Genomic DNA, 22,085 nt, shown 5'->3' with positions numbered 1-22,085 from the left:
ATCAAATAATATAACAAACAAAAAAAAGAATCTCTAATTTTTACATTAAATAGAGATCCATGCTAACGTTTTGAGTTTAAAGATACTTCTAAATTCTTCACATTCTCAGCAATTGCGTCACATACCTCTTGGTATCGCACCCATTGTTCTATTTTGGTGATACTTGTTTTGGATGGGGCGGGTATATTCCATTTTACTAACTTATTTTTGAGACGATTGGGTAGTGGGGGTTCGGAGTCATTATTAAAATCATAGATAGCTATGATACAAGACGCTTCTTCTAATAATGCATTATTAAGCAGTTGAGTAGGCCTATTGGTAAGGTCTATATTTACTTCATGCATAGCCATTACGCTTAATGGATCTCTCATAACACCGTCCCAACCACTACTAGTGAAAATCCAATTGGATATATTTGATTTTTCAGCCCAAGCCTCAGCAATGACACTTCGATTATGATGAGGGGAAAGGAAATATACTATATTGTTTGTCATATCTTTGAGGTCCTTTCCAATAATATGTCTTTCATTATATACCCTCATTACGGAAAACTATGCATCACAATACTAAATACTGAAATAAAATATCAATATTTACTTTAGTATTTATGACAAAAGTAATTTATTACGACTTTTAACTGCATGAAGAATAATTTGGAAAGTAGTTTGATTAACTTCGGAATGACAAATAATCTGACCATTGTGTTTCTCAATAATTTGTTTAGATATATACAACCCAAGTCCTGTGCCCGTTTTTTTCGTGGTCATAAATGGCTCGAAAATATTTTTAAGTATAGAGTCAGGAATTTGAGGGCCTGTATTGGAAATTTCCAAAATAATGTTATCCAATTTGCGATAGCCTTTTACCTGAATGGTAGAATCAGATGTTTGAACTGAAATTTCCTCAATCGCATTAAAAATAATATTAATAACAACTTGCCTAATTTCTTCTTTTTGTCCAAGCACATATAAGTTTTCTTCAAGATCCGTTTTTAAATCTACATTCTCTTCCAACAGACGTGGATAAATAAAAGATAGAATTTGCTCATGAAGCTCATTTAATGTAAATAATGAATGTTCTTCATCATGCATTTCATTTTTTGAGAGCAATAAAAATTGAGTAATTCGAAATTTAAGCTGCTCCAGCTCATTCAAAATAATATCTAGATAAGGAAGACGTGAGTTCTCGGCAGCTAGTAATTGAACGAAACCGCTTACAACTGTCAGAGGATTTCTAAATTCATGAACAAAACTGGAAGTCATTTTTCCTAACAGATTCAGTCGTGATTCATGTTCTTTATATGTATTTTGTTTTTTATTTTTAAGATAATTATCTTTACTATTAAAATAGGTTACTACATGAAATAAAAAGAGATCAATGCTAGAAAATAAGGAGTAAATAGTTGATTGAAATTGCTCCTTCATAGCTGGATGTTTCAAAAGTTCATATAATATTTCCGATTTAGCTAAATTTACATTATAAGTAAATGATCCTATATCAAAATGTTGTCTGATTTTTGATTCAACAGTTGTACATGCAAAGGCTTTAATAAACTTGTTCCGCTCATGATCCGAGAGGGAATATACCTGCAGCATAAAGGTAAATATAAATTCTCCATTTTGCTCGATAGATGTAGGAGAAGAATGGTCTGGGGGAAGGATCATCATTTCTTTCCACCTCGTTAAAATATCCTTCTTTCGAGATGTTAAAAAGGATAAAATATCATCATCAATCGATTGTTCCATCAAATCACCTCTAGTCATCTTAATTAAACCAAACTATTCCACTATCGCTAAGTATTGTAATTTTAATGTTACTATATAAATATTACTTTGTCTTCGAAATCAAATAAATTAGTAAAGTTATTCGAAAAAGGTGTCTGGTTTAATATAAGTGAGGGCTCCAAATAAGCGATTAAAAACAGCTGATATTGCTAGAGGGCACTGAAAAACATTCGGCTTGTCAAAGAATTAATAACAGGATTAAGAAAAAATGGGCGAAAAACATGCCCGATCCTTTAATATGAGTGTTGATTTCCGTCCTAGGTACTCGCTTTCCGCGGGCGGATCGTCTGTCTAGCTATAGCCCCTAGCCCCTCGAGGTCATAAGTCATATTAATTCGTGACTGAAGGGCAAGCCACTACGCAATCTGTCTTATGCTTGTCGGGGCTGATCAAGGCGCTTCCGCAATAGTACCGAAATGGGGTAAAGCTCTTTTACAGAGCATTTTAGAGGCTTATTAGACAGCACTTTTAATAGACATACTAAATAAGCCTATGAAGTAGGTTTAAAAAATTATTCCCTCCTTCGTTTTACTAAGTAGCTCTGCTCATTGTTCGTTCGTACACAACACCCCAATTTTTTTTCTTCCTATACCGATGTGATTTCCTTTCGTTCTTTTCTACCTGTGCAGAAATCCTTCCAAACTCGGTCCAATTCCTTTTATTATTGCTTTTTATAAATGGAACCTAAATACTCATTGATGATTGCGATGGCTTTATATTCGCTTATTTCTTTTTTTGACGGGAAACATATATCATTGATTGTTGATTTAGCAGATTCCGTTGATGAAGGTGAATTGGAACAGACACGATCAGGATTTCGAACTTTAAAGGAATGTATCGATTCATTAAGAGAACAGGATGGTCAAACACCTGATATCATTTTTTTGAAGCCACCGGAGTGTACTCACAAGGACTAAAGAAATTGCTGCAGGAACAACAATATTCCGACAGCCGTCTCAATCTGTTAGATGATAAGAGAGCAGACTGCATCAATGCGTTGACAGAAAACGGGTATCGTTGATGCCCATGAATTGGCCAAATCACATTTTAAATTTGTGCGGCATGAGAATTATGTACAAGATGACTATTTTGAACTGATGCGGGCGTTAGGACGCTACACGACGGCAGTAAGAATTATTGGTGAATTAAGCGACATTCGCCGCTTTCAAAACCATAAACAGATCAATACATATGCAGGATATTCTATATTCAACGACATCAATCCGGCAAGCTCCAGTATCAGGAGCGAATCAATAAAAGAGGAAATAGGAGGTTGAGGAAAATCCTATATTTCATGGTGATGTCAATGATCTCATGGCGGGCAAAAACTAAAAACCGGATTGTAGATTATTATGATCAATTAAAAAAGCAACCTCAGAGTAAGCCCCATAAGGTTGCGGTGATTGCCTTTAATTCATTCAATAAAATATTAAAGGAAACCGCTTGACTAGAGGTAAGAAAGCATCCACCTGGAGCGGAAATCAACAGTAGTCTGTAATAACTCCTTATATTAAAAGGACTTTTTCAGTGTCCTATATTGCTACTGCTGTTTTTTTTATTGTATTATATGTTAATGGTAGAGAATTATTGGATTAAAAGCATTTTGTATAAGAAGATGTTGAAAAAGTCACTATATGATAAATGGCAAACTTGTCTTCAGGAACTTCTTGTTTCTAATTTGGCGCCTTTTTGAACTAGCAGTATAATAGAAAAGAAATGTTTGTGATAATGTAGGAAGTGGATTTTTAAAGCAAATTATAGTAAATGATATAGATAATGGACAAGGAGCCATTTGATTTGGGGAATGAAAGTGAGGAAAATAAATGAAGTTTATCCATAAATTCAAAATAATGATAATGAAGTTTTGGAAAAAAGCACATATTAATCAAATCTTGATTTTAACATTTGCAATCGGATTTTTAGCCTTTTTGGCTTATTTTGCTTATTTAGCAAGCTCCGCTAATGTTGAAACATTGAAGCAAGGCTTAGCAACATCTACGACTATTTATGATAAAGATGGAGATGAAGCAAGTAAAGTTTCGGCTAATCGTATGGAAGGTGTAGCTATTGAAAAGATGCCTGATCATTTAAAAAACGCTGTTATTGCGATAGAAGATCATCGTTTCGAAAAGCATAGAGGATTTGATGTTAAGGGAATATCGAGGGCTTTTTTCTTGAATCTAAAAGCTGGGAAAATTAAAGCTGGCGGAAGTACAATTACACAACAACTAACAAAAACAGCTCTATTATCTCCAGAGCGAACATATAAAAGGAAGTTAGAAGAAGTATTCTTAGCTGTCGAAATGGAAAAGAAATTTACAAAAGATGAAATTTTGGAAATGTATTTGAATCAAGTTTACTTTGGTAGTGGTGCTTGGGGAGTGCAAAATGCTTCGAGGAAGTACTTTGGAAAAGATGTAGACAACCTTACATTAAGTGAAGCGGCTATGATGGCGGGTATTATAAATCGTCCTTCAGCGCTGGATCCTTATAAAAATCTTGAAGGTGCTGTCGAACGTCGGAATATCGTACTTGGTCAAATGAAAAAGTTCGAGATGATTTCGGAGCAACAGTATGAAGAAGCTATACAAGCAACCACGGTATTAAAAAATAGTGGCGGAGATCCGTTAAAAGGTAAATACCCGTACTATGTGGATGCGGTTATGAACGAAGCAATCAATCTATATGGATTAACACAAGATGAGATACTAACCAGGGGGTATAAAATCTATACTCAAATGGATCAAAATCTACAATCATCTATGCAAAAAGTATATGAAAATAATACTTTGTTTCCAGATAGTGGGGATGGCACGTTAGTACAGAGTGGTTCCATTTTACTAGACCCTGCGACAGGTGGAATCAGGGCGCTTATTGGTGGTAGGGGAGAACATACTTTTCGAAGTTATAATAGAGCAACACAATTAACTACACAACCCGGTTCAGTGATAAAACCATTAGCAGTTTATACAAATGCACTTGAAGAGGGATATGATGCTCAATCTATACTGAAAGATGATTCAGAGCTTTCCTTTAGCGGGTATACGCCTAAAAATTATAACGGACAATATTTAGGAGAAGTTCCGATGTATAAAGCGATAGAGGATTCTTTAAATGTGCCCGCTGTATGGCTGTTAAATGAAATAGGCTTAGAAAAGTCGGTTAATAAATTGAAGAAATTTGGCCTTCCTGTATCAGAAAAAGATAAAAATTTAAGCTTAGCGCTAGGTGGTACAGATACCGGTTATTCACCTAAACAAATGGCAGAGGCATATGCAGTATTTGCAAATAAAGGCCAAAGAGTCGAAAGCCATATAATTACTAAAATTGTCGGTCCAACCGGAAATATTGTCGGAGAAGCTTCTCCTAAAAAGGTACGAGTTACAGATAAGAAAACAGCGGAGGAAATGACAGCAATGCTTCTAAATGTTGTCGACTCTGGGACAGGGAGAAATGCAAAAATTAGCGGTCAACAAATTGCTGGGAAAACTGGATCTACACAACTACAGTATGAAGATTTAACGGAAGGAACAAAAGACCAGTGGTTTGTTGGTTACACGCCAAATCTTGTTGGGGCAGTATGGATCGGATATGACATGACAGATAGGGAACATTATTTGAAAGGTAAAAGTGGAGACACTGTTGTTCCTATTTTTCGATCGATTATGGAACAAGCTGTCAAATATGTCGAGCCAGCTGATTTTGCTACACAATCTATAAACAAGAGACTGGAAGAGGAAGAGCAGAAAAAGGAAAAATCCATTTCAGAAAAACTTAATAAATTTGATGAGAAAATGTTAGATGAAACAGCTAAGTGGAAAGAGAAGCTGGAAAAAGGAAAAGGGAATTTGAAAAAATTTGAAGAAAAACTGAAAGAAACATATAAAAAATTTCGGGGCGAGTGAATGTGGATGGAACTTGACTAAAAGTTGGTCAAGTTCCTTTTTTGCCATATCCTAAGGTTGCGACTTTTCTGATAACAGATGTTTAGATGTCTTTTATTTTTATCGCATCTATAATAAAGATTAGATGAAATATATTGCATTATATGAGAAAATAGAATAGCAGTCGAAGTTACATAGGAGGTCTTTACATATGGAATACCGTACGGAGAAAGATACCATCGGTGAAATAAAAGTTTTGCAGGACAAATATTGGGGCGCGCAGACGCAACGTAGTAAAGAAAATTTTAAAATTGGCAATGAAAAGATGCCGATGGAGGTTATTAAAGCATTTGCACATTTAAAGAAAGCGGCTGCATTTGCGAATAATCAATTAGGAAAACTATCTGAAGCGAAGAAATCTGTAATATCTCAAGCTTGTGACGAAGTTATGGAAGGCAAATTTAATGGTCATTTTCCACTCGTTGTTTGGCAAACAGGAAGTGGTACACAGTCAAATATGAACGTGAACGAAGTAGTGGCTCACCGTGCGAATGAACTTTTGCAAGAGCAAGGATCTGAAGAGAAAGTACATCCTAATGATGATATTAATATGTCCCAAAGCTCTAATGATACATTCCCAACAGCCATGCATGTAGCGGCGTATGAGGAGATATACAAGCGCTTACTTCCAGCCTTGGGTCAATTAAAACAAACGCTATTAGAAAAAGAAAAGGCTTATATGAATATCATTAAGATTGGACGTACGCATTTGCAAGATGCTACACCGATTACACTAGGTCAAGAAATTAGCGGTTGGAGAGCAATGCTCGAAAAAAGTGAGAAAATGATTAAAGAAAGCACAGAACATCTTTTAAACCTAGCAATTGGCGGGACTGCTGTCGGTACAGGAATCAATGCCGATCCCACATTTGGCGACAAGGTTGCAAGCCAAATTGACAAGCAAACTGGTTATACGTTTGTCTCATCAGACAATAAATTTCACGCGCTTACAAGTCATGATGAAATCGTATATGTTCATGGGGCGATTAAAGGACTTGCAGCAGATTTAACTAAAATTGCAAATGATGTGCGTTGGCTTGCGAGCGGACCTAGAAGCGGAATCGGTGAAATTTCTATTCCTGCTAATGAACCAGGAAGCTCGATTATGCCAGGTAAAGTGAATCCGACTCAGAGCGAAGCGCTTACAATGGTCGCTGTACAGGTTTTCGGCAATGATGCGGCGATAGGTTTTGCAGCAAGTCAAGGAAATTTTGAATTAAATGTATATAAGCCAGTTATCATTTATAATTTCCTTCAATCTGTCCACTTATTAGCAGATAGTATGCTTTCTTTCGACGAAAAATGTGTACAAGGACTGGAACCTAATAAAGAGGTGATTGCTGAAAATGTAAATCGTTCACTCATGCTCGTAACTGCACTGAATCCGCATATTGGCTATGAAAAAGCGGCGGAGATTGCTAAGCTTGCATTTAATGATGGTTCTACATTAAAAGAAGCAGCAATTAAAACAGGCTACCTAACAGAAGAACAATATGACGAATGGATAAACCCAAGCAAAATGGTTAATTTATAAGAAAAGCGGAAGGTGCTGGTCACGACAACCATAAGACAAAGCGGTTGGAAGGTTGGTCTTTACCTTCTAGGACGGATTGGCTTATGACCTCGAGGCCCTTGCGCCTGTAGCTAGACAATGCCCATTAAGCGACGTACAAACTGCTCCCACATGATGCTTAGTGCATCGGAGTTGCCACCTCCTGTGGCGCCTTTAGTCTAAGATCCTTTATTCCTAATCGAGATCAAGCAAACACGAAGGGACAATGGGTGCTGTAGCTAGCATTATAGACATTAAGGAACAACGGCTAAGAGCGCCACGTCGTGTGGCAACGCCGTTGTGACCCACGTCGTGTGGGCCTAAAAAGCCCCCGGATGTATTCCGAGGGCTTAGCCATTTTATTCAGTTGAATTACTGGAAGCTTCCGCCTAGTTGTTGTTCAGCCATTTGAACTAGACGTTTTGTGATTTCTCCACCGACAGATCCGTTAGCGCGTGAAGTAGTTTCCGCACCAAGGTTTACACCGAATTCTGAAGCGATTTCGACTTTCATTTGATCAATTGCTTGTTGAGCTCCTGGAGCTACTAGTTGGTTAGAATTGTTGCTTGGCATTGTGTGTCATCTCCTTGTTGTGTATTGTAATGGTTGGGTTAGTCGGAATTGCACCGACGCTGTTACCAGCTATCTTTTAACCCATCGGTTTATTTCCTGCTTGTATTCTGTATTATGTTTTTATTTGAGCAAAATATGCGTATTATTTGCAGGAAGTTTTTTCTAATAAAAATAAAAGAAAAAAGCCTACCAAAGAATTGGAAGGCTTTTTTCTTTTATAATGTTTAGCGAACCCGTTGTTCATTAGTAGCATCAAAGAAGTGGGCTTTGTTCATATCAAATGCTAGATCCATTTTTTGGCCTGGCTCAACGATTGTTCTTGCATCAATTCTAGAGACGAAATCTTGTTCACCAACACGAGAATAAAGCATAGTTTCCGCACCTGTAAGTTCCGCTACCTCGATAAGCACGTTTAATCTAGTACCAGGTGAAGCATCAATGAATGCAGGCTCGTCATGAATATCTTCTGGACGTACACCAAGCACGACATCTTTATTTACATATCCTTGTTCGCGAAGCATTTTCATTTTACCTTCAGGAACTTCAATTTTAAATGTGTTTTCAAGAAGGAAACCGTCTTCTTCTAGTTGTCCATGGAAGAAGTTCATTGCTGGAGATCCAATAAACCCACCAACGAAAATATTTTCAGGGTTGTCATATACTTCTTTCGGAGTACCAACTTGTTGAATAATACCATCTTTCATTACAACAATGCGACTCGCCATTGTCATCGCTTCTGTTTGGTCATGTGTTACATAAACAGTAGTTGTTTGTAGTCTTTGGTGCAATTTAGCAATTTCCGCACGCATTTGTACACGCAGTTTAGCGTCAAGGTTAGAAAGCGGCTCATCCATTAAGAAAACTTTAGCGTCACGAACGATTGCACGTCCTAAAGCAACACGTTGACGCTGACCTCCAGAAAGGGCTTTCGGTTTACGATCTAAGAAATTTTCTAGACCAAGAATTTTAGCAGCATCTTGTACACGTTTTTCAATTTCTTGTTTTGGCATTTTGCGTAGTTTCAGTCCAAATGCCATATTGTCATATACACTCATATGTGGGTATAGGGCATAGTTTTGGAATACCATCGCGATATCGCGGTCTTTTGGAGCTACATCATTTACTCGCTTATCGTCAATATAGAAGTCACCTTGAGTAATTTCTTCCAATCCAGCGATCATACGAAGTGTTGTAGATTTACCACAACCGGATGGACCAACAAATACAATAAACTCTTTATCTTGAACATGAAGATTAAAATCCTCTACAGCAGTAACCTTATTATCATATACTTTATAAATATTATCTAAGCGTAATTCAGCCATTTGTAATTCCCCCTATTGGTTATGTATTTGATTACTAGTTTACAGAATGCGCTTTCATAACGCTATGGACAAGGTGCACAAAAATTGTCGAGTGTTTTTCGGCAACGTGCATATTATTCGTTCCCAATATGTAAACAGGCTAAATATGCTAAGAATGCGCCATGAAAACTCTTTATATCAATTCCCGTTTTTTCAATGAATTTATCAATACGATACTGAAGACTGTTTCGATGCATAAATAACTGCTTTGCTGTTAACGTTGCATTGGACTGATTTTCTATATACTGTTTAATGGTTTCTAAAAAGTCGTGGTCATTAGAAAAAATATGATGAATGTCTGAAAATAGCGTTTGTCTTGTATCTTGTGCAAGAGATTCGTATACAAAATGTGGCATGAGTTTTTCTAAAGTTGAAATTCGATCTTCAGGTTGTTTCGTGAGTGAGAGCTTAAACAAGGTCTGTTCAAGATTAAATTGCTGTTTTAATTTAATGTTAGGTGAATGAAATCGACCAATATGAAAATGAACTTTGAAGAAAAAGTCACTTTCAAATGCTTCAACAGCGGATATTAGTTCATCTTCATCCATATGCAATTCTGTTTGCTTTTCAATAATAACTCCTTCGCTATTATTAAAAGGTATGATGGTAATCTCCTGTGGAAACAGACCTTTCAATGCTTCTTCCCATTCTTCAAATTGAAAAGCTTCTTTCATATTAGAAATGTAAAAGTGAATAAATCGACAGTTTTCTTCTAGTAATGCTGGCATGGGTCCATCAAAATGTAGGAAGTTACGCCATTCCTGAACAGAATGGGATATAAAACTTGGATTTTCAAGATTATCCAAGGGATATAATGTTTCCAAGAGTTTTACTTCCTTATGAGTTAAATCAGTTTTAGGTATACCGATACATTGGTCCGCTTGCACATCTTTATACCATAAGAAGCGCGGATCTGTAGTTGGTTCTTTGGATAAGATAGAGTTTGGATATAAATATAATAATTGTTTGATCATGAAGGTCGCCTCTTTATATAAATTAGAAAAGGGCGAGTAGGATCATCGCCCTTTTCTTTTGAAATGTAAGTCCTTTATTAACCAAATCTCTTTGATTAAACATTTATTCAGGTTTTCCCCCGATGTTTCAGCTTGCTGAAATGAGTTCACTGTTTTATTCCGTTGTTTCGGGTGGGTCTTCTGGGAAGAAGTCGATAGCTTCTTCTATATTAGTCGTATCGGCCCGCATATGGACGGATCCACCGGCCATTCCTTCGTTAACCATTCTGTCAACATCGACAAAGTAATTGTCTCTACCTTCATTTTGTGCATCAGGTAAAAAAAGTTCGTCGATCTTTTTCTTTTTCATTACATCAGCCTCCTGAACCATAGTTTGGACCAAGATGGGCTAATAGCATGCAAAAAGCTAAATGGTAAATTTTAAGTAGCAGAAGATTAATTAGTAATCATACTCGGATGAATAAAGTCCTCTTATCTTTGTTCATCATAAATATGATAAATCATTAAGTCGTGGATTTGTTTTTGTAATTTATCGAGATGCCCATGTTCTGGTTTATTATTTGACCATTCAATATTACCATCAGGATGATAAACGCCAGCGTATTTTTGTTGTTTTAGGTAAAAAGAAAATGTCCATCCTGGAAGGCGTTTATCCGCAAATAATGATTGGAATTGAAAATGCTGTAACATTATTTTCACCTCTAACCTAATTGTAGCAAAAATAACGATAAGCATAAAGAAAATATATGATGTTTGCTTTAGAGTGGTGTATATCTTTATAATTAGGATAAAGAATAATACGGAGTCTATACTGTATGTTTAGCTACAATAGAGAGGAAGAATCATATGGACTGGATCTGGATGATAATATTTATGATGATAATTGGTGCTGTCATTGGTGGTTTTACTAATTTCTTAGCAATAAAAATGTTATTTCGACCTTACCGGACGCTTTATATTGGAAAATGGCAGTTACCATTTACCCCAGGTCTTATACCTAAAAGGAAAAACGAACTTGCTGCCCAAATTGGCAAGCTTGTTGTGGGCCATTTAGTTACACCGGAAAGTATTAAAAAGAAATTATCAGAAGAAAAGTTTAAGAAAGAAACTGAGGCCTGGATTAGTCAGAAAATAAATAGTTGGCTTGAAAAAGGGATAACACTAGAACAACTACTTGAACAGCTACAAGTGGAAAACCCAGCAGAAAAAACAACCGCATATATAAATGATAAAATCGTCGAAAAATATAAACAACTTAAGAATCAATATGAAAGCAAAACGATACAACAGATAATTCCTCTGGATTGGTCAAGTGTAGTAGAGGAAAAGATACCTCAAGCTGCGGATCGAATCATTCAAAAGGCAATTGACTATTTCGCTACACCAGAAGGTAAAGATAAAATCAAAGTGATGATTGAGGATTTTCTAAAAGAACGTGGAAAACTTTGGAATATGGTTCAAATGTTTATAGGCAATGATTCACTCGCAGATAAATTCCAACCTGAACTTATTAAATTCTTTAATAACCCTAGAACAAAGGAAATGTTAGTCAATGTTATTCATGAAGAGTGGTTAAAAGTACAAAATAGACCACTTGAAAACGTATGGACCAAAGTAGAAGATGATAAGATTTTAAACTATATAAAACAATGGACTTCAGAAATATTTCGTGTAGAAACGCTTTTCGAAAAATCCATTGCAGAACTTATTTCACCATACAGAACAAAATTACAAGAAGATATTGCACCACGTTTATTAGCAGCTGCTGGTGAATATCTTACTATTAGATCGGGAGAAATTTTAGAAAGATTCGAAGTAGAAGCAATTGTTCGCGAGCAAATTGAATCTTTTTCTTTGCAAAGGCTTGAAGAATTAGTTATATCAATAGCAAAAAAAGAACTTGTAATGATTACATATTTAGGGGCGGTTTTAGGTGGGATAATTGGACTAATACAGGGTATCATTGTCATTTTGACTTCGTAATATGTTAAAATACCAAAGGAAGGAGGGTTTATTATTATGACGACTAATTTATATGATTATGCGTATGAACTTGAAAAGGCTATGCGTAACAGTGAAGAATATGTTAACTTAAAAGAAATGTATGAAGCAGTGGAAAAGAATGAGGAAGCAAAAAGAATGTTCGATGAATTCCGCAATGTTCAAATGCAACTTCAGCAAAAACAAATGGCTGGTCAGGATATTACAGAAGATGAAGTAATGGAAGCACAAGCTATCGCAAACCGCGTTCAAGAAAACGAAGAGGTTACACAGTTGATGGAGGCGGAACAGCGCATGAGCATGGCGATTAATGAGTTGAATAAAATCATTATGAAGCCATTAGATGATCTTTACGGTTCCATGGAAGGCAAATAAGGAATAAAGAAAGAGACATGAGCCAATTTTGTGGCATGTCTCTTTTTTTTAATGTTAGAAGATTTAATGGTGTTCTACTTACTTGCTGATAATCATATTTATATAAAAAGGATTATGAGCGCAGAGGGGGGTCACCATGGTTTATAAAATGTTGGTACTAAATATTGACGGTACATTAGTACAGGATAATGGCCGCATTCATAAATTAACTCGGGAAGCAATTGCATATGCTCAAAGTAAAGGTATAACGGTTACTTTAGCCACTTCAAGGAATTTTCCAGCTGCAAAAAGAATTGCTAAAACACTAAAAATTGATTCACATATTATTGCACATCAAGGAGCATATATTGCTAGTGAGGTGAATAAACCAATTTATGTGAACAGGATTCATGAACAAATTGCAGGTGAACTAGTTGCCTTGTTGGAATCCTTTTCATGCCAAATCAAACTGGTTCATGAACAATTTACTCTAGGTAATAAAATAAAACTACCTGAAAATATGGTGGCAAAAGTTTTTTTACAATCGAAAAATCGCTTTTCATACTCGGAACAATATGTTGATGTCGTTAGTGAACAATTATTAGATGAACCAGTTTCCCCTCCAAAAATAGAAACCCAGTTTGATAATCAACAAGATGTTGAAGACGCGGCAAAAGCGATAGCCGAAATGTATGATCAGGTAGAATGTATCTTTACAGAAGATTATAAAATGGAGATAGTTGGGGCTAATGTAAATAAGCTTCAAGGGGTGAAGTATGTATGTGAACGTCTTGGTATTAAACGACATGAGGTAGTTGTAATTGGAGGTGGAATCGATGATCTCCCGCTTGTAGAATGGGCAGGTCTTGGTGTTTCCATGGGGAATGCGCCCGCAAAGGTACAGGGAGCAGCGGATTGGATTACCCGTTCCAATAATGATAATGGGGTAGCATATATGGTGAAGGAACATTTCCGAAAGCAACAAACACTTGAATTTTTAAAAAAAATAAACGTGCTTAAATAAATAATGAGCGAACAGACCTATACGCCTGTTCGCTCATTATTTTGTTTATTACTATTGTGAATGACCAATCATTCAGTTAATCTAGATATATAATATAAACACTGAGGAGGCGGATGATTTGGAAATGAATTTCCAAACAATCGAAATTGTAATAAATAAAAAAGTAGCTTATGTTACATTGAATAGGCCCAAAGCACTAAATGCAATAAATTTATTGATGATGAATGAGCTGGATCAATGCTTCAAAAATATAAAAAATAATGATCGAATAAAAGTTGTTATTCTTCAGGGGAAGGGTGGAAACTTTTCAGCAGGTGGAGATATTAAAGAGATGTTGCAATTAAGTGGGGAGCAAGAGTTTTACACTGTAATGGATAGGATACATTCGTTCATTATGTCCTTTTATAGTATGCCACAAATCACATTAGTAGGCATGGATGGTGCTGTAGCTGGACTTGGACTTAGTCTTGCACTTACCGCGGATTATGTTATTTGTAGCCAAGAAGTAAAGGTTGCTATGAATTTTATTGGCATTGGGCTTGTACCAGATGGTGGAGGACATTTTTTACTAAAAGAAAAAATCGGTACACATAAAGCGAAACAACTCATATGGGAAGGGAAGGTAATGGGAGCATCCCAGGCATTACAAATCGGAATAGTGGATGAGGAGGCTGAGGATTTAGCTCAGGCCATTGACCATCAAGTAGATGTATGGTGTAGCAAACCATTATTAGCAATGATTAGAACAAAGAAAATATATACTGAATTGAATCGAGATACACTACAAAGAACGCTAGCATTAGAAAAACAAGCCCAATGGGAAATGAGGCAATCACAAGACCATAATGAAGGGATTCAAGCTTTTGTTGAAAAAAGAAAAGCGGAATTTAACGGATCGTGAGAGGGAACAAGGGGAGGGGGTGTCCAAAAAGTCATATAATTGGCTTTTTAGAGCCTCTCTCCATTTTATCCTCATCGCGAAAAAAGGCACGTCCTGGTCATTGGACGCCTTTCGAATGCCCTTCCCTACAAAAAAAGCATGCCTAGGTAAAACGAACGTCTCCCGAATGCCCCTCCCTACGAAAAAAGTAGGCCTAAGGTAAAACGAACGTCTCCCGAATGCCCCTCCCTACAAAAAAAGCATGCCTAAGGTAAAACGAACGTCTCCCGAATGCCCCTCCCTACGAAAAAAGTAGGCCTAAGGTAAATCGAATGCCTACCGATATCCCCTCACTGCTAAAAAGCCTCCCAAGTCAATCGAACGCACCCCACTCCAATCAACTGACATTTTTTTTAATCAGAGCAAGATGAAAAATTAGTAGAAAGCCGTTTTACTGATTTTCCTACTTATCGGAAGCTCCTCTGTTTTTATCGATGAAACAAAATTAGTTTTCCTAAGGCTGATGTACAACGATGTGTTTTTTTATCTAAGCTTTTATCGGTTAAGATTGCCATCCCTTTTTCTTTTGCAAGCTGATCGTTATTAGCTTCAAAATCCTCTTCTAGAATCTTTTCCCCGTTTTGTTCAAAGACCGTTAATTTATAGATTGGCATAGAACCTCTCCTCTTTAAAAAGTTTAAAGAACTTATCATTGATCATAGGATCTTTTTTGCTATTAATCAAGACAATCTTAGTAATATTATGTATAATAATAGGAACGTATATTCGTCAGAAAGGGTGACATAATTGGAGGAAATTCGCTTCATTCATACAGCTGATTTGCATTTAGACAGTCCTTTTTTAGGTTTGTCCCACATACCCAAAAAAGTATTTTCACGTATACAGGAAAGTACGTTTATAGCATTTGAGAGAGTAATAGATGCAGCGTTAGAAAGAGCAGTGGATTTTATCGTTGTTGTTGGAGATTTATTTGATGGTGAAGATCGCAGTATTAAAGCGCAGGCTAGGCTTCGAAGACAATTAGAACGGCTTAATGAAGCGGAAATAACCGCCTTTATTTCGTATGGTAATCATGACCATCTTGCTGGCAACTGGCTCACACTCGATATGCCAAATAATGTACATATATTTAATGATGAAGTGGAAACAGTCTTATTTACAGCTGAAAATGGAGTAAAGGTCCATCTATATGGATTTAGTTATCCAGAACGCCATGTTTTTGAGAGGAAAGTGAAAACATATCAGAAAAAAGATGGAGCAGATTTACATATCGGACTCTTACATGGACAATGTGATGGTGCAAGTACACTTCATCAACCTTATGCCCCGTTTTCTATTCGAGAATTACTACAAAAAGAAATGAATTATTGGGCGCTCGGTCATATTCATCAAACACAAATTTTACATACTGATCCATATATCGTCTACCCAGGTAATATCCAAGGACGCCATCGAAAAGAGGCAGGAAAAAAAGGCTGTTATGAGGTCAAGCTTACAGTAGATGGTTCTACACAATTATCATTTATAGACTCTGCTGATATTCGTTGGGAATCAGTGCAAATAACGCTTGAAAAAAACACTTCGTTAACCGAGTTATATTCTAAATGTGAAAAAGTCATGGAAGCAAAGCTCGATGTTGAAGGACAAAGTGTATTATTGCAAATAACAATTGAAAACGCCCATTTTTTATCTCAGCCAGTAAAGCAAAAAATTACAAATGGTGAGTTTTTAGAGATGATACAAGATGTAGTGGATGTTGAACAGGTCTTTGTTTGGCCCTATGATCTAAAACTAGAACAGCAAAAGACAGAACCATCATTGCACCATAATGAAGGTTTCATGAAAATGCTGGATGAAACGGCGAAAAATCTACAGGCAACAGAAGCATTTGAAGAGTCCATATCAAGTCTGTTTGCACATGTATATGGTAGTAGATATTTAACTGAGATTGAGCGATTAGAAAAACAAGAGTTGGTGGAAGCTGCCAAACAGCTTGTAATAGATGAATTAGAAGTAAAGGATGTGTAGCGATTGAAGTTAAAAAGCCTCCATATATATGGGTATGGTAAGTTTATCGACTTTCATATCGAGAACATTTCTACTTTGCAAGTGTTCTATGGTGAAAATGAAGCTGGAAAGTCGACTATCATGTCTTTCATTCATAGCATACTTTTTGGATTTCCTGGAAGACAGCAAGCGGAGAAAAGGTACGAACCGAAAACACATGCAGCATATGGAGGACAACTGATTACGTATTTTGAACAATACGGTGAAGTGAAAATTGAGCGTGTAAAAGGAAAGGCTACAGGAGATGTATCTGTTTTATTGGAGGATGGAACTGCCGGGGGAGAGGAATTACTCTCCAAGCTTCTCATTGGGATGGATCGATTGATGTATGAAAGCATATTCTCTTTTAATCTTCAAGGTCTTCAGACAATACAAAGATTAAAAGGTGATGATATTAGCCGTTATCTGGTGGCAGCTGGAACAATTGGCACAGATGTACTATTAAATGTGGAGCAACAATTTCAAAAAGAGTTAGATCTTTTATTTAAGCCAGGGGGACGGAAGCCTAAGTTAAACGAACAATTGAGGGATTTGCGTGCCCAAGAAAGTGATTTGAAAACAGCTAAGCAGAAAAATGCTCAGTACATATCTATCATTGATAAAAAAGAAAGAGCAGAAAAGGAAATTGATTTAATCGAATCTGAAGTGAAAAAATTACAAGCTAAATTATCTAGATATGATGATTTGCGGAGAAAGTGGCCCCTTTTTAAAGAAAGAGAAAAGCTTCTCAATCGATTGGAGGAATTAGGTGATTTATCATTTCCTATAGAAGGAATAGCAAGATATGAAAAATACACAGACAAGTTGATTGTTATATCTAGTAGACTTAATGCATTGCAAGAGAGAATACAACAAACGAAATGGCAATTAGATAAACAGGTTCCCAATAAAGCTTTTTCAGAATCTATCCATCAAGCAGAGAAGCTAATTGGTGAAGGTGCTTGGTACAAGCAATTGTATGAGGAAATTGAAGCACTCGAGCGACAGCTTCAAGAATACGATAAGCAAGCAGAGACAATCGGAGGAGAACTTTTTTATCCAAGAGAAAAATGGGACAAGCTTGAGCAATTAGATCTTGGGATCGATATGAAAGGCAAAATAAAAGAAGCCATACAAAATTATGATCGATTACATTTGCGTAGGGAGGATCTCCGATCACAACTACATTTGGCTATTAGTGAGAAACAGAGCATTGAAATTAAATGTGAGCGACTAGAACAGGATATGTTAAGTGAAGAATCGTTTCAGCAGTTGCAAATGCAGAAAAAAAAGACTGAAACAACCGATCAGCTTATCAGTGATAAACAACAATTCGAACATGAGCTTGTGTTATTAAAAAATCAAAAGTCACAATACGAACAGGAGGAGAAAGAACGGGTAAGGAAAAAGTTTATTAGTAGTAGTATTTTTCTACTCCTCTGTCTAGGTTTATTTGTATGGAGTATTAGCGAATCCCAATGGCTGGTTTCGGGTTTTTCGGTAATAGTAATGATCTACGCGATTACGAGTGGATTGCCATACGTTCGAAAAAAAGATTCAACTAGTATTTTTAGGGATATGGAAAACATCCAGAAACAGATACAAAAAATTACTGAATCCTTAGCTCAAAGAGATAAAAACGGTGACCAAGTCTATTCTAATTACGAAAAACAACTTCACATACGGGAAGAATGGTCTAAATGGATTATTTATCTAGAACAACTAGAACAAAGACTTGCAGATTTAGATAAGCAAGAATCGTCACTAAATAGCGAAATTAACCATATTTACACTAAGTTGGAGGAAATCAAAACCAGATTAGGAATAGACAGTAATTTTTCTGTTAATCGACTGGAGGATGCCTTTGAGTTATTGCGCCAACTTTCCCATATATTAAAAATGAAAGAAAGTGTGATGAACCAGCTAGAAGTAAAACAAGGAAAATCAGAACGATGGTTTATCCAGCTACAAAAAACAACAGAAGTAGCTGGAATAGATGAACTAGATGTAAATACAGCTCTATTTAAATTAAAGGAATGTATAAAAATAGAACAGGAAAAAAGGTATGTCCAAAAAGAATTAGTTCAGAAAATATCTGAGTTAACCAATGATATAATGCCTTTAGAAAATGAAGTTATTGCTCTGAAATCATCAATTAATAAATTACTAACACTGGCACAGACAGATAATGAAGAAGAATTTCGTAGTAAAGCGAAGCGATTTATCGAAATGAATAGTATCAAGGATAGGTTGGAATTGATACATTCCCAGCTAGGAGAGGATGCAGAATATTCAACGAAATTTTATCTATCCGAACAAGAAATGAAGGATCATCAAAGTGAGTTAAAGGATTCAATAAACGAGCAATCAACAGAACTTGAAAAGCTCAGAAATGAATTGGCATCCTATCGCCATCAAGTGCAAGTTCTTGAAGAGGGAGGAACATATACCGAACAGCTACACCGATTTCATCAGTTGAAGTCACTATTTAATGAAGAAGCAAGAAAATGGACCAAGTATGCTTTAGCGATGCGTGTGTTAACAGCAACGATGGATAAATATAAAGAGGATCGTTTCCCAAAGGTTATGCTGAAAGCGCAAGAATATTTTTCATTCTTAACGGATGGGGAGTATCAACGAATATACATAAAGCAAGAAGGGAGCCTTGTTGTAGAAAGAAAAGATCACCTCCTATTTGATCCTGCAGAACTTAGTCAAGGGACTGGAGAACAGCTATATATATCTTTAAGGTTTGCGCTTATGGAAGTTTTGAAACTTGATTTTCCTTTTCCTATGATAATTGATGATGGATTTGTTAACTTTGATAAACAAAGAACAGATAAAATTATTCAGTTGATTTCCGAGTGTCATGGGAATACCCAGGTTTTACTTTTTACGTGTCATGCGCATATTAAAGACTACTTTCAATCTGAAAACGTCACCCAATTAGCTAGCAATGTAAAGTCTCAGCTAATGACTAGTGAGGGGACAATAGTATTTGGAAGCCGATAGCAATAGGATATGTTATACTTTTTTTAGATAACTCAAGTTAATCGGAGGCGTTTTAATGGCAAAGGAACTTTTACAGCATGAAGTTGGGGAGCAAGTAGATCTTTTTCTACTTATTAAAAGTGCAACAAAAGGTATAGCTAGCAATGGTAAACCATTTTTAACAGTAATATTGCAAGATCGATCTGGTGATATTGAAGCGAAGTTATGGGACACATCCGATAATGAAGTATCGATGTATCAGCCTGAAACAATCGTCCGTACGGCAGGAGAGGTGCATCTATATCGGGGAAGATTACAGCTGAAAATCAAGCAAATTAGACCCGCCTCTAAACAAGACAATGTTAGCGTTGCTGATTTATTAGAAACTGCACCATTAAGCAAAGAAGAGATTTCGAACAAAGTTACACAATACATTTTTGAAATGAAAAATCCAAATATTCAACGCCTAACTAGACATTTATTGAAGAAGCATATGGACGGATTTTTGGAATATCCAGCTGCGACAAAAAATCATCATGAGTTCGTTTCCGGACTTGGCTACCATGTTGTATGCATGCTGGACTTGGCTAAATCGATTGCAGAGCTATATCCGACTTTAGACCGTGATCTTCTGTATGCAGGAATTATTTTACATGATCTAGGAAAAGTAATTGAATTATCCGGTCCAGTAGCTGCTTCATATACTGTCGAAGGAAATTTACTTGGCCATATTACAATTATTATCACCGAAATGGGCAAGGCTGCCGATGAGCTAGGGATACAAGGGGAAGAAATGGTTATTTTACAGCATCTAGTATTAAGTCATCATGGTAAGTTAGAATGGGGTAGCCCAAAGCAGCCAATGATTAAAGAAGCGGAAATCTTGCATATGATTGATAATATTGATGCAAAAATGAATATGCTTGATCGGGCAATGAAACGGGTGAAACCAGGTGAATTTTCGGAGAGAATATTTCCACTTGATAACCGCTCCTTTTATAAACCAACATTTCATTCTTAAGCAAAATGTCATCCAAATGGGTGACATTTTTTTGTTTCTTAAACATATAGTGAATTATATGGACAAGCGAATGAAAGGAGCGATTTTATGTCTTTACCTATATGGATTTACCTTGTGATCTCTGGCGTTTTTGTCAGTGCATTTATGGCTTTAAAAACTGCCAAGGAAGAAAAGGCTTTGGATACAGAATGGATAGAGAAAGAAGGTCAGGTCTACGTAGAAAGAATGGAGAAGGAACGAGAACGAAGAAAACAAGTGGATGAGACTGGATAATGAAAAATTGTAAGAACCTGGATTAGACCTGTCTAGATAAAATCCCGATCATCTTCAATCAACCTTGATATAGCCCAAACCAGTAGATCTGTACAAAGAGCTATCAAATGATGATCGTAAGGAGAATAGCAGGGAGGGCACTGTAGCCAAGCTCTCTTATTAGGGACAATTCCTGCCTATGTATCCGCATTCTATTTAGGCCTGTACATGCTTACATTAGAAAGTTTATACTATCATGAAACGCGCAAAAAAGCTGCACAGTGGCAGCTTTTTTGCTTATACTAATGTTATTCTTTGTCTTTCTTATCTGCACTATCATCCTTAGCAGGTTCATCTTCTTGAAGGATGGCATCAAATGTTGTTTTAAGATCTTCATCTTTAACATCTATTTTTGCTTTTTTCAGTTCTGCTTGGATTGCAGCTTGAACTGCTTCGGGATCAAGTTTAGATACCTTTATTTCATTCTCAAGTTCATCTTTTACTTTATCGAAAGGTTCTTTTTCTTCTATATCTGTTACTAGAATAATATGCCAACCAAATTGTGTTTTGATTGGAGCACTAATTTCATCTTTTTTCAATTTAAAGGCAGCTGCTTTAAAGTCCTCGTCCAAATTAGGAGCATCTCGTGAAATGAGGCCGAGACTGCCTCCTTGTTCAGCTGAACCATCAATTGAATATTCTTTTGCTACTTTAGCGAAATCTTCACCTTTATCAAGCTTTGCTTTCGCTTCTTTTATTTTCTTTTCATCTTTTTCTTCTACAACAATATGGCTTACTTCAATGTCAGGTTGTTTATTGTCGTAATATTCTTTTAGCTCTTTATCTGTTACTTTAATATCTTTCGTTGAAGCTTTTTCTTGGAGAAGGCTAAGTTTTAATGATTCACGGAAATCTTTTTCATCCGTAAAGCCATTTTGTGCAAGCAGCATTTCGAATTGAGCTCCAACTTGTTCTTTCACTTCAGCCAATTTCGCGTCTAATTCCTTTTCTGACACTTTGTATTCTTTTGAAAGGACTTTATCAATTACGAGCTGTTGGAGAACTTGCTCGCCATATTTGTCTTTTAAAGCGCCATATAACTCTTCCTTTGTGATATCTCCAGCACCTGTTTTAACAATCGCCTCACCATTTCCGCCACTGCAACCAGCTAGACCGATTACACCAGCAGCTAAAGAAAGGGATAATATCCACTTTTTCATTTAAAACAACTCCCCGTTTATATTCTCTGTGTAGTTGAAGAGGTCAAACAAAACCTCCATTTTTTTCGACTTCTTTATTGAATA

The 22,085-nt window shown here is 36.3% G+C and carries 21 protein-coding genes; 12 read left to right on the top strand and 9 right to left on the bottom strand.

The window, feature by feature from the left end:
- Positions 1–62 precede the first annotated feature (62 nt).
- Together MHB53_RS08770 and MHB53_RS08765 are read right to left on the bottom strand one after the other, a co-directional pair.
- Positions 63–494 carry a hypothetical protein gene (locus MHB53_RS08770; RefSeq protein WP_340917303.1) on the bottom strand — a complete coding sequence of 144 codons (432 nt, stop codon included), beginning with the start codon at positions 492–494 and terminating at the stop codon, positions 63–65.
- A 111-nt stretch (positions 495–605) separates the two neighbouring features.
- A complete protein-coding gene (locus MHB53_RS08765; RefSeq protein ID WP_340917301.1) occupies positions 606–1,745 on the bottom strand; it encodes an ATP-binding protein in 1,140 nt (379 codons plus the stop codon).
- Positions 1,746–2,491: 746 nt separating this feature from the next.
- Between MHB53_RS08765 and MHB53_RS08760 the strand changes: the two genes are divergently transcribed.
- The 4 genes from MHB53_RS08760 to fumC all read left to right on the top strand — a co-directional run bounded on the left by MHB53_RS08760 (position 2,492) and on the right by fumC (position 7,262).
- Entirely contained in the window at positions 2,492–2,701 is a 210-nt protein-coding gene (locus MHB53_RS08760; protein WP_340917299.1) for a hypothetical protein, read from the top strand.
- Between the two features lie 272 nt (positions 2,702–2,973).
- Complete coding sequence (locus tag MHB53_RS26320; protein ID WP_445661508.1) at positions 2,974–3,231, top strand: transposase; 258 nt, start codon at positions 2,974–2,976, stop codon at positions 3,229–3,231.
- A gap of 376 nt (positions 3,232–3,607) precedes the next feature.
- On the top strand, positions 3,608–5,689 hold the full coding sequence (locus tag MHB53_RS08755) for a transglycosylase domain-containing protein (RefSeq protein ID WP_340917297.1): 2,082 nt from the start codon (positions 3,608–3,610) through the stop codon (positions 5,687–5,689).
- 190 nt (positions 5,690–5,879) lie between these two features.
- On the top strand, positions 5,880–7,262 hold the full coding sequence (fumC, locus tag MHB53_RS08750) for a class II fumarate hydratase (protein ID WP_340917295.1): 1,383 nt from the start codon (positions 5,880–5,882) through the stop codon (positions 7,260–7,262).
- A 390-nt stretch (positions 7,263–7,652) separates the two neighbouring features.
- Here fumC and MHB53_RS08745 read toward each other — a convergent pair whose 3' ends face one another.
- From MHB53_RS08745 to MHB53_RS08725, 5 genes are all read right to left on the bottom strand, one after another.
- Positions 7,653–7,853: an alpha/beta-type small acid-soluble spore protein gene (locus MHB53_RS08745; protein ID WP_340917293.1), complete on the bottom strand. Its 201-nt coding sequence runs from the start codon at positions 7,851–7,853 to the stop codon at positions 7,653–7,655.
- 224 nt (positions 7,854–8,077) lie between these two features.
- The gene (locus tag MHB53_RS08740; RefSeq protein WP_340917291.1) at positions 8,078–9,178 is read right to left on the bottom strand and encodes an ABC transporter ATP-binding protein; all 1,101 of its coding nucleotides are present in this window, start codon (positions 9,176–9,178) and stop codon (positions 8,078–8,080) included.
- A gap of 113 nt (positions 9,179–9,291) precedes the next feature.
- Positions 9,292–10,191 (bottom strand): PucR family transcriptional regulator, encoded by a 900-nt coding sequence (locus tag MHB53_RS08735; RefSeq protein WP_340917289.1) that lies wholly within the window; start codon positions 10,189–10,191, stop codon positions 9,292–9,294.
- Positions 10,192–10,345: 154 nt separating this feature from the next.
- A complete protein-coding gene (locus MHB53_RS08730) occupies positions 10,346–10,540 on the bottom strand; it encodes a hypothetical protein (protein WP_340917287.1) in 195 nt (64 codons plus the stop codon).
- Between the two features lie 122 nt (positions 10,541–10,662).
- Entirely contained in the window at positions 10,663–10,881 is a 219-nt protein-coding gene (locus MHB53_RS08725; RefSeq protein WP_340917285.1) for a DUF5342 family protein, read from the bottom strand.
- A gap of 156 nt (positions 10,882–11,037) precedes the next feature.
- On the opposite strand from MHB53_RS08725, the gene MHB53_RS08720 reads away from it, so the two are divergent.
- From MHB53_RS08720 to MHB53_RS08705, 4 genes are all read left to right on the top strand, one after another.
- The gene (locus MHB53_RS08720; RefSeq protein ID WP_340917283.1) at positions 11,038–12,174 is read left to right on the top strand and encodes a DUF445 domain-containing protein; all 1,137 of its coding nucleotides are present in this window, start codon (positions 11,038–11,040) and stop codon (positions 12,172–12,174) included.
- A 36-nt stretch (positions 12,175–12,210) separates the two neighbouring features.
- Entirely contained in the window at positions 12,211–12,567 is a 357-nt protein-coding gene (locus tag MHB53_RS08715; protein WP_340917281.1) for a YlbF family regulator, read from the top strand.
- 136 nt (positions 12,568–12,703) lie between these two features.
- Positions 12,704–13,570, top strand: a complete 867-nt coding sequence (locus MHB53_RS08710) for a Cof-type HAD-IIB family hydrolase (protein ID WP_340917279.1) — start codon at positions 12,704–12,706, stop codon at positions 13,568–13,570.
- A gap of 124 nt (positions 13,571–13,694) precedes the next feature.
- On the top strand, positions 13,695–14,471 hold the full coding sequence (locus MHB53_RS08705; protein WP_340924566.1) for an enoyl-CoA hydratase: 777 nt from the start codon (positions 13,695–13,697) through the stop codon (positions 14,469–14,471).
- A gap of 467 nt (positions 14,472–14,938) precedes the next feature.
- Here MHB53_RS08705 and MHB53_RS08700 read toward each other — a convergent pair whose 3' ends face one another.
- On the bottom strand, positions 14,939–15,124 hold the full coding sequence (locus tag MHB53_RS08700; protein WP_340917277.1) for a YhzD family protein: 186 nt from the start codon (positions 15,122–15,124) through the stop codon (positions 14,939–14,941).
- 133 nt (positions 15,125–15,257) lie between these two features.
- On the opposite strand from MHB53_RS08700, the gene MHB53_RS08695 reads away from it, so the two are divergent.
- The 4 genes from MHB53_RS08695 to MHB53_RS08680 all read left to right on the top strand — a co-directional run bounded on the left by MHB53_RS08695 (position 15,258) and on the right by MHB53_RS08680 (position 20,802).
- Entirely contained in the window at positions 15,258–16,499 is a 1,242-nt protein-coding gene (locus tag MHB53_RS08695) for a metallophosphoesterase family protein (RefSeq protein ID WP_340917275.1), read from the top strand.
- A gap of 3 nt (positions 16,500–16,502) precedes the next feature.
- Positions 16,503–19,529 carry an ATP-binding protein gene (locus MHB53_RS08690; RefSeq protein ID WP_340917273.1) on the top strand — a complete coding sequence of 1,009 codons (3,027 nt, stop codon included), beginning with the start codon at positions 16,503–16,505 and terminating at the stop codon, positions 19,527–19,529.
- Positions 19,530–19,584: 55 nt separating this feature from the next.
- The gene (gene yhaM / locus MHB53_RS08685) at positions 19,585–20,529 is read left to right on the top strand and encodes a 3'-5' exoribonuclease YhaM (protein ID WP_340917272.1); all 945 of its coding nucleotides are present in this window, start codon (positions 19,585–19,587) and stop codon (positions 20,527–20,529) included.
- 87 nt (positions 20,530–20,616) lie between these two features.
- Entirely contained in the window at positions 20,617–20,802 is a 186-nt protein-coding gene (locus tag MHB53_RS08680; RefSeq protein ID WP_340917270.1) for a sporulation YhaL family protein, read from the top strand.
- Between the two features lie 287 nt (positions 20,803–21,089).
- Here MHB53_RS08680 and MHB53_RS08675 read toward each other — a convergent pair whose 3' ends face one another.
- Complete coding sequence (locus tag MHB53_RS08675; protein ID WP_340917268.1) at positions 21,090–22,001, bottom strand: peptidylprolyl isomerase; 912 nt, start codon at positions 21,999–22,001, stop codon at positions 21,090–21,092.
- Positions 22,002–22,085: the final 84 nt, after the last annotated feature.

This window comes from Bacillus sp. FSL K6-3431 (genome assembly GCF_038002605.1).
Classification (GTDB): Bacteria; Bacillota; Bacilli; order Bacillales; family Bacillaceae_C; genus Lederbergia.
The sequence above is the reverse complement of the archived record's forward strand: the minus strand, read 5'-3'. Positions and strand labels throughout refer to the sequence as shown.

Bases quoted from the DNA above. Each gene is read 5' to 3' on its own strand.
- MHB53_RS08770 (WP_340917303.1), bottom strand. From the start codon at position 494: ATGACAAACAATATAGTATATTTCCTTTCCCCTCATCATAATCGAAGT.
- MHB53_RS08765 (WP_340917301.1), bottom strand. From the start codon at position 1,745: ATGGAACAATCGATTGATGATGATATTTTATCCTTTTTAACATCTCGA.
- MHB53_RS08760 (WP_340917299.1), top strand. From the start codon at position 2,492: ATGGCTTTATATTCGCTTATTTCTTTTTTTGACGGGAAACATATATCA.
- MHB53_RS08755 (WP_340917297.1), top strand. From the start codon at position 3,608: ATGAAGTTTATCCATAAATTCAAAATAATGATAATGAAGTTTTGGAAA.
- fumC (WP_340917295.1), top strand. From the start codon at position 5,880: ATGGAATACCGTACGGAGAAAGATACCATCGGTGAAATAAAAGTTTTG.
- MHB53_RS08745 (WP_340917293.1), bottom strand. From the start codon at position 7,853: ATGCCAAGCAACAATTCTAACCAACTAGTAGCTCCAGGAGCTCAACAA.
- MHB53_RS08740 (WP_340917291.1), bottom strand. From the start codon at position 9,178: ATGGCTGAATTACGCTTAGATAATATTTATAAAGTATATGATAATAAG.
- MHB53_RS08735 (WP_340917289.1), bottom strand. From the start codon at position 10,191: ATGATCAAACAATTATTATATTTATATCCAAACTCTATCTTATCCAAA.
- MHB53_RS08730 (WP_340917287.1), bottom strand. From the start codon at position 10,540: ATGAAAAAGAAAAAGATCGACGAACTTTTTTTACCTGATGCACAAAAT.
- MHB53_RS08725 (WP_340917285.1), bottom strand. From the start codon at position 10,881: ATGTTACAGCATTTTCAATTCCAATCATTATTTGCGGATAAACGCCTT.
- MHB53_RS08720 (WP_340917283.1), top strand. From the start codon at position 11,038: ATGGACTGGATCTGGATGATAATATTTATGATGATAATTGGTGCTGTC.
- MHB53_RS08715 (WP_340917281.1), top strand. From the start codon at position 12,211: ATGACGACTAATTTATATGATTATGCGTATGAACTTGAAAAGGCTATG.
- MHB53_RS08710 (WP_340917279.1), top strand. From the start codon at position 12,704: ATGGTTTATAAAATGTTGGTACTAAATATTGACGGTACATTAGTACAG.
- MHB53_RS08705 (WP_340924566.1), top strand. From the start codon at position 13,695: ATGAATTTCCAAACAATCGAAATTGTAATAAATAAAAAAGTAGCTTAT.
- MHB53_RS08700 (WP_340917277.1), bottom strand. From the start codon at position 15,124: ATGCCAATCTATAAATTAACGGTCTTTGAACAAAACGGGGAAAAGATT.
- yhaM (WP_340917272.1), top strand. From the start codon at position 19,585: ATGGCAAAGGAACTTTTACAGCATGAAGTTGGGGAGCAAGTAGATCTT.
- MHB53_RS08680 (WP_340917270.1), top strand. From the start codon at position 20,617: ATGTCTTTACCTATATGGATTTACCTTGTGATCTCTGGCGTTTTTGTC.
- MHB53_RS08675 (WP_340917268.1), bottom strand. From the start codon at position 22,001: ATGAAAAAGTGGATATTATCCCTTTCTTTAGCTGCTGGTGTAATCGGT.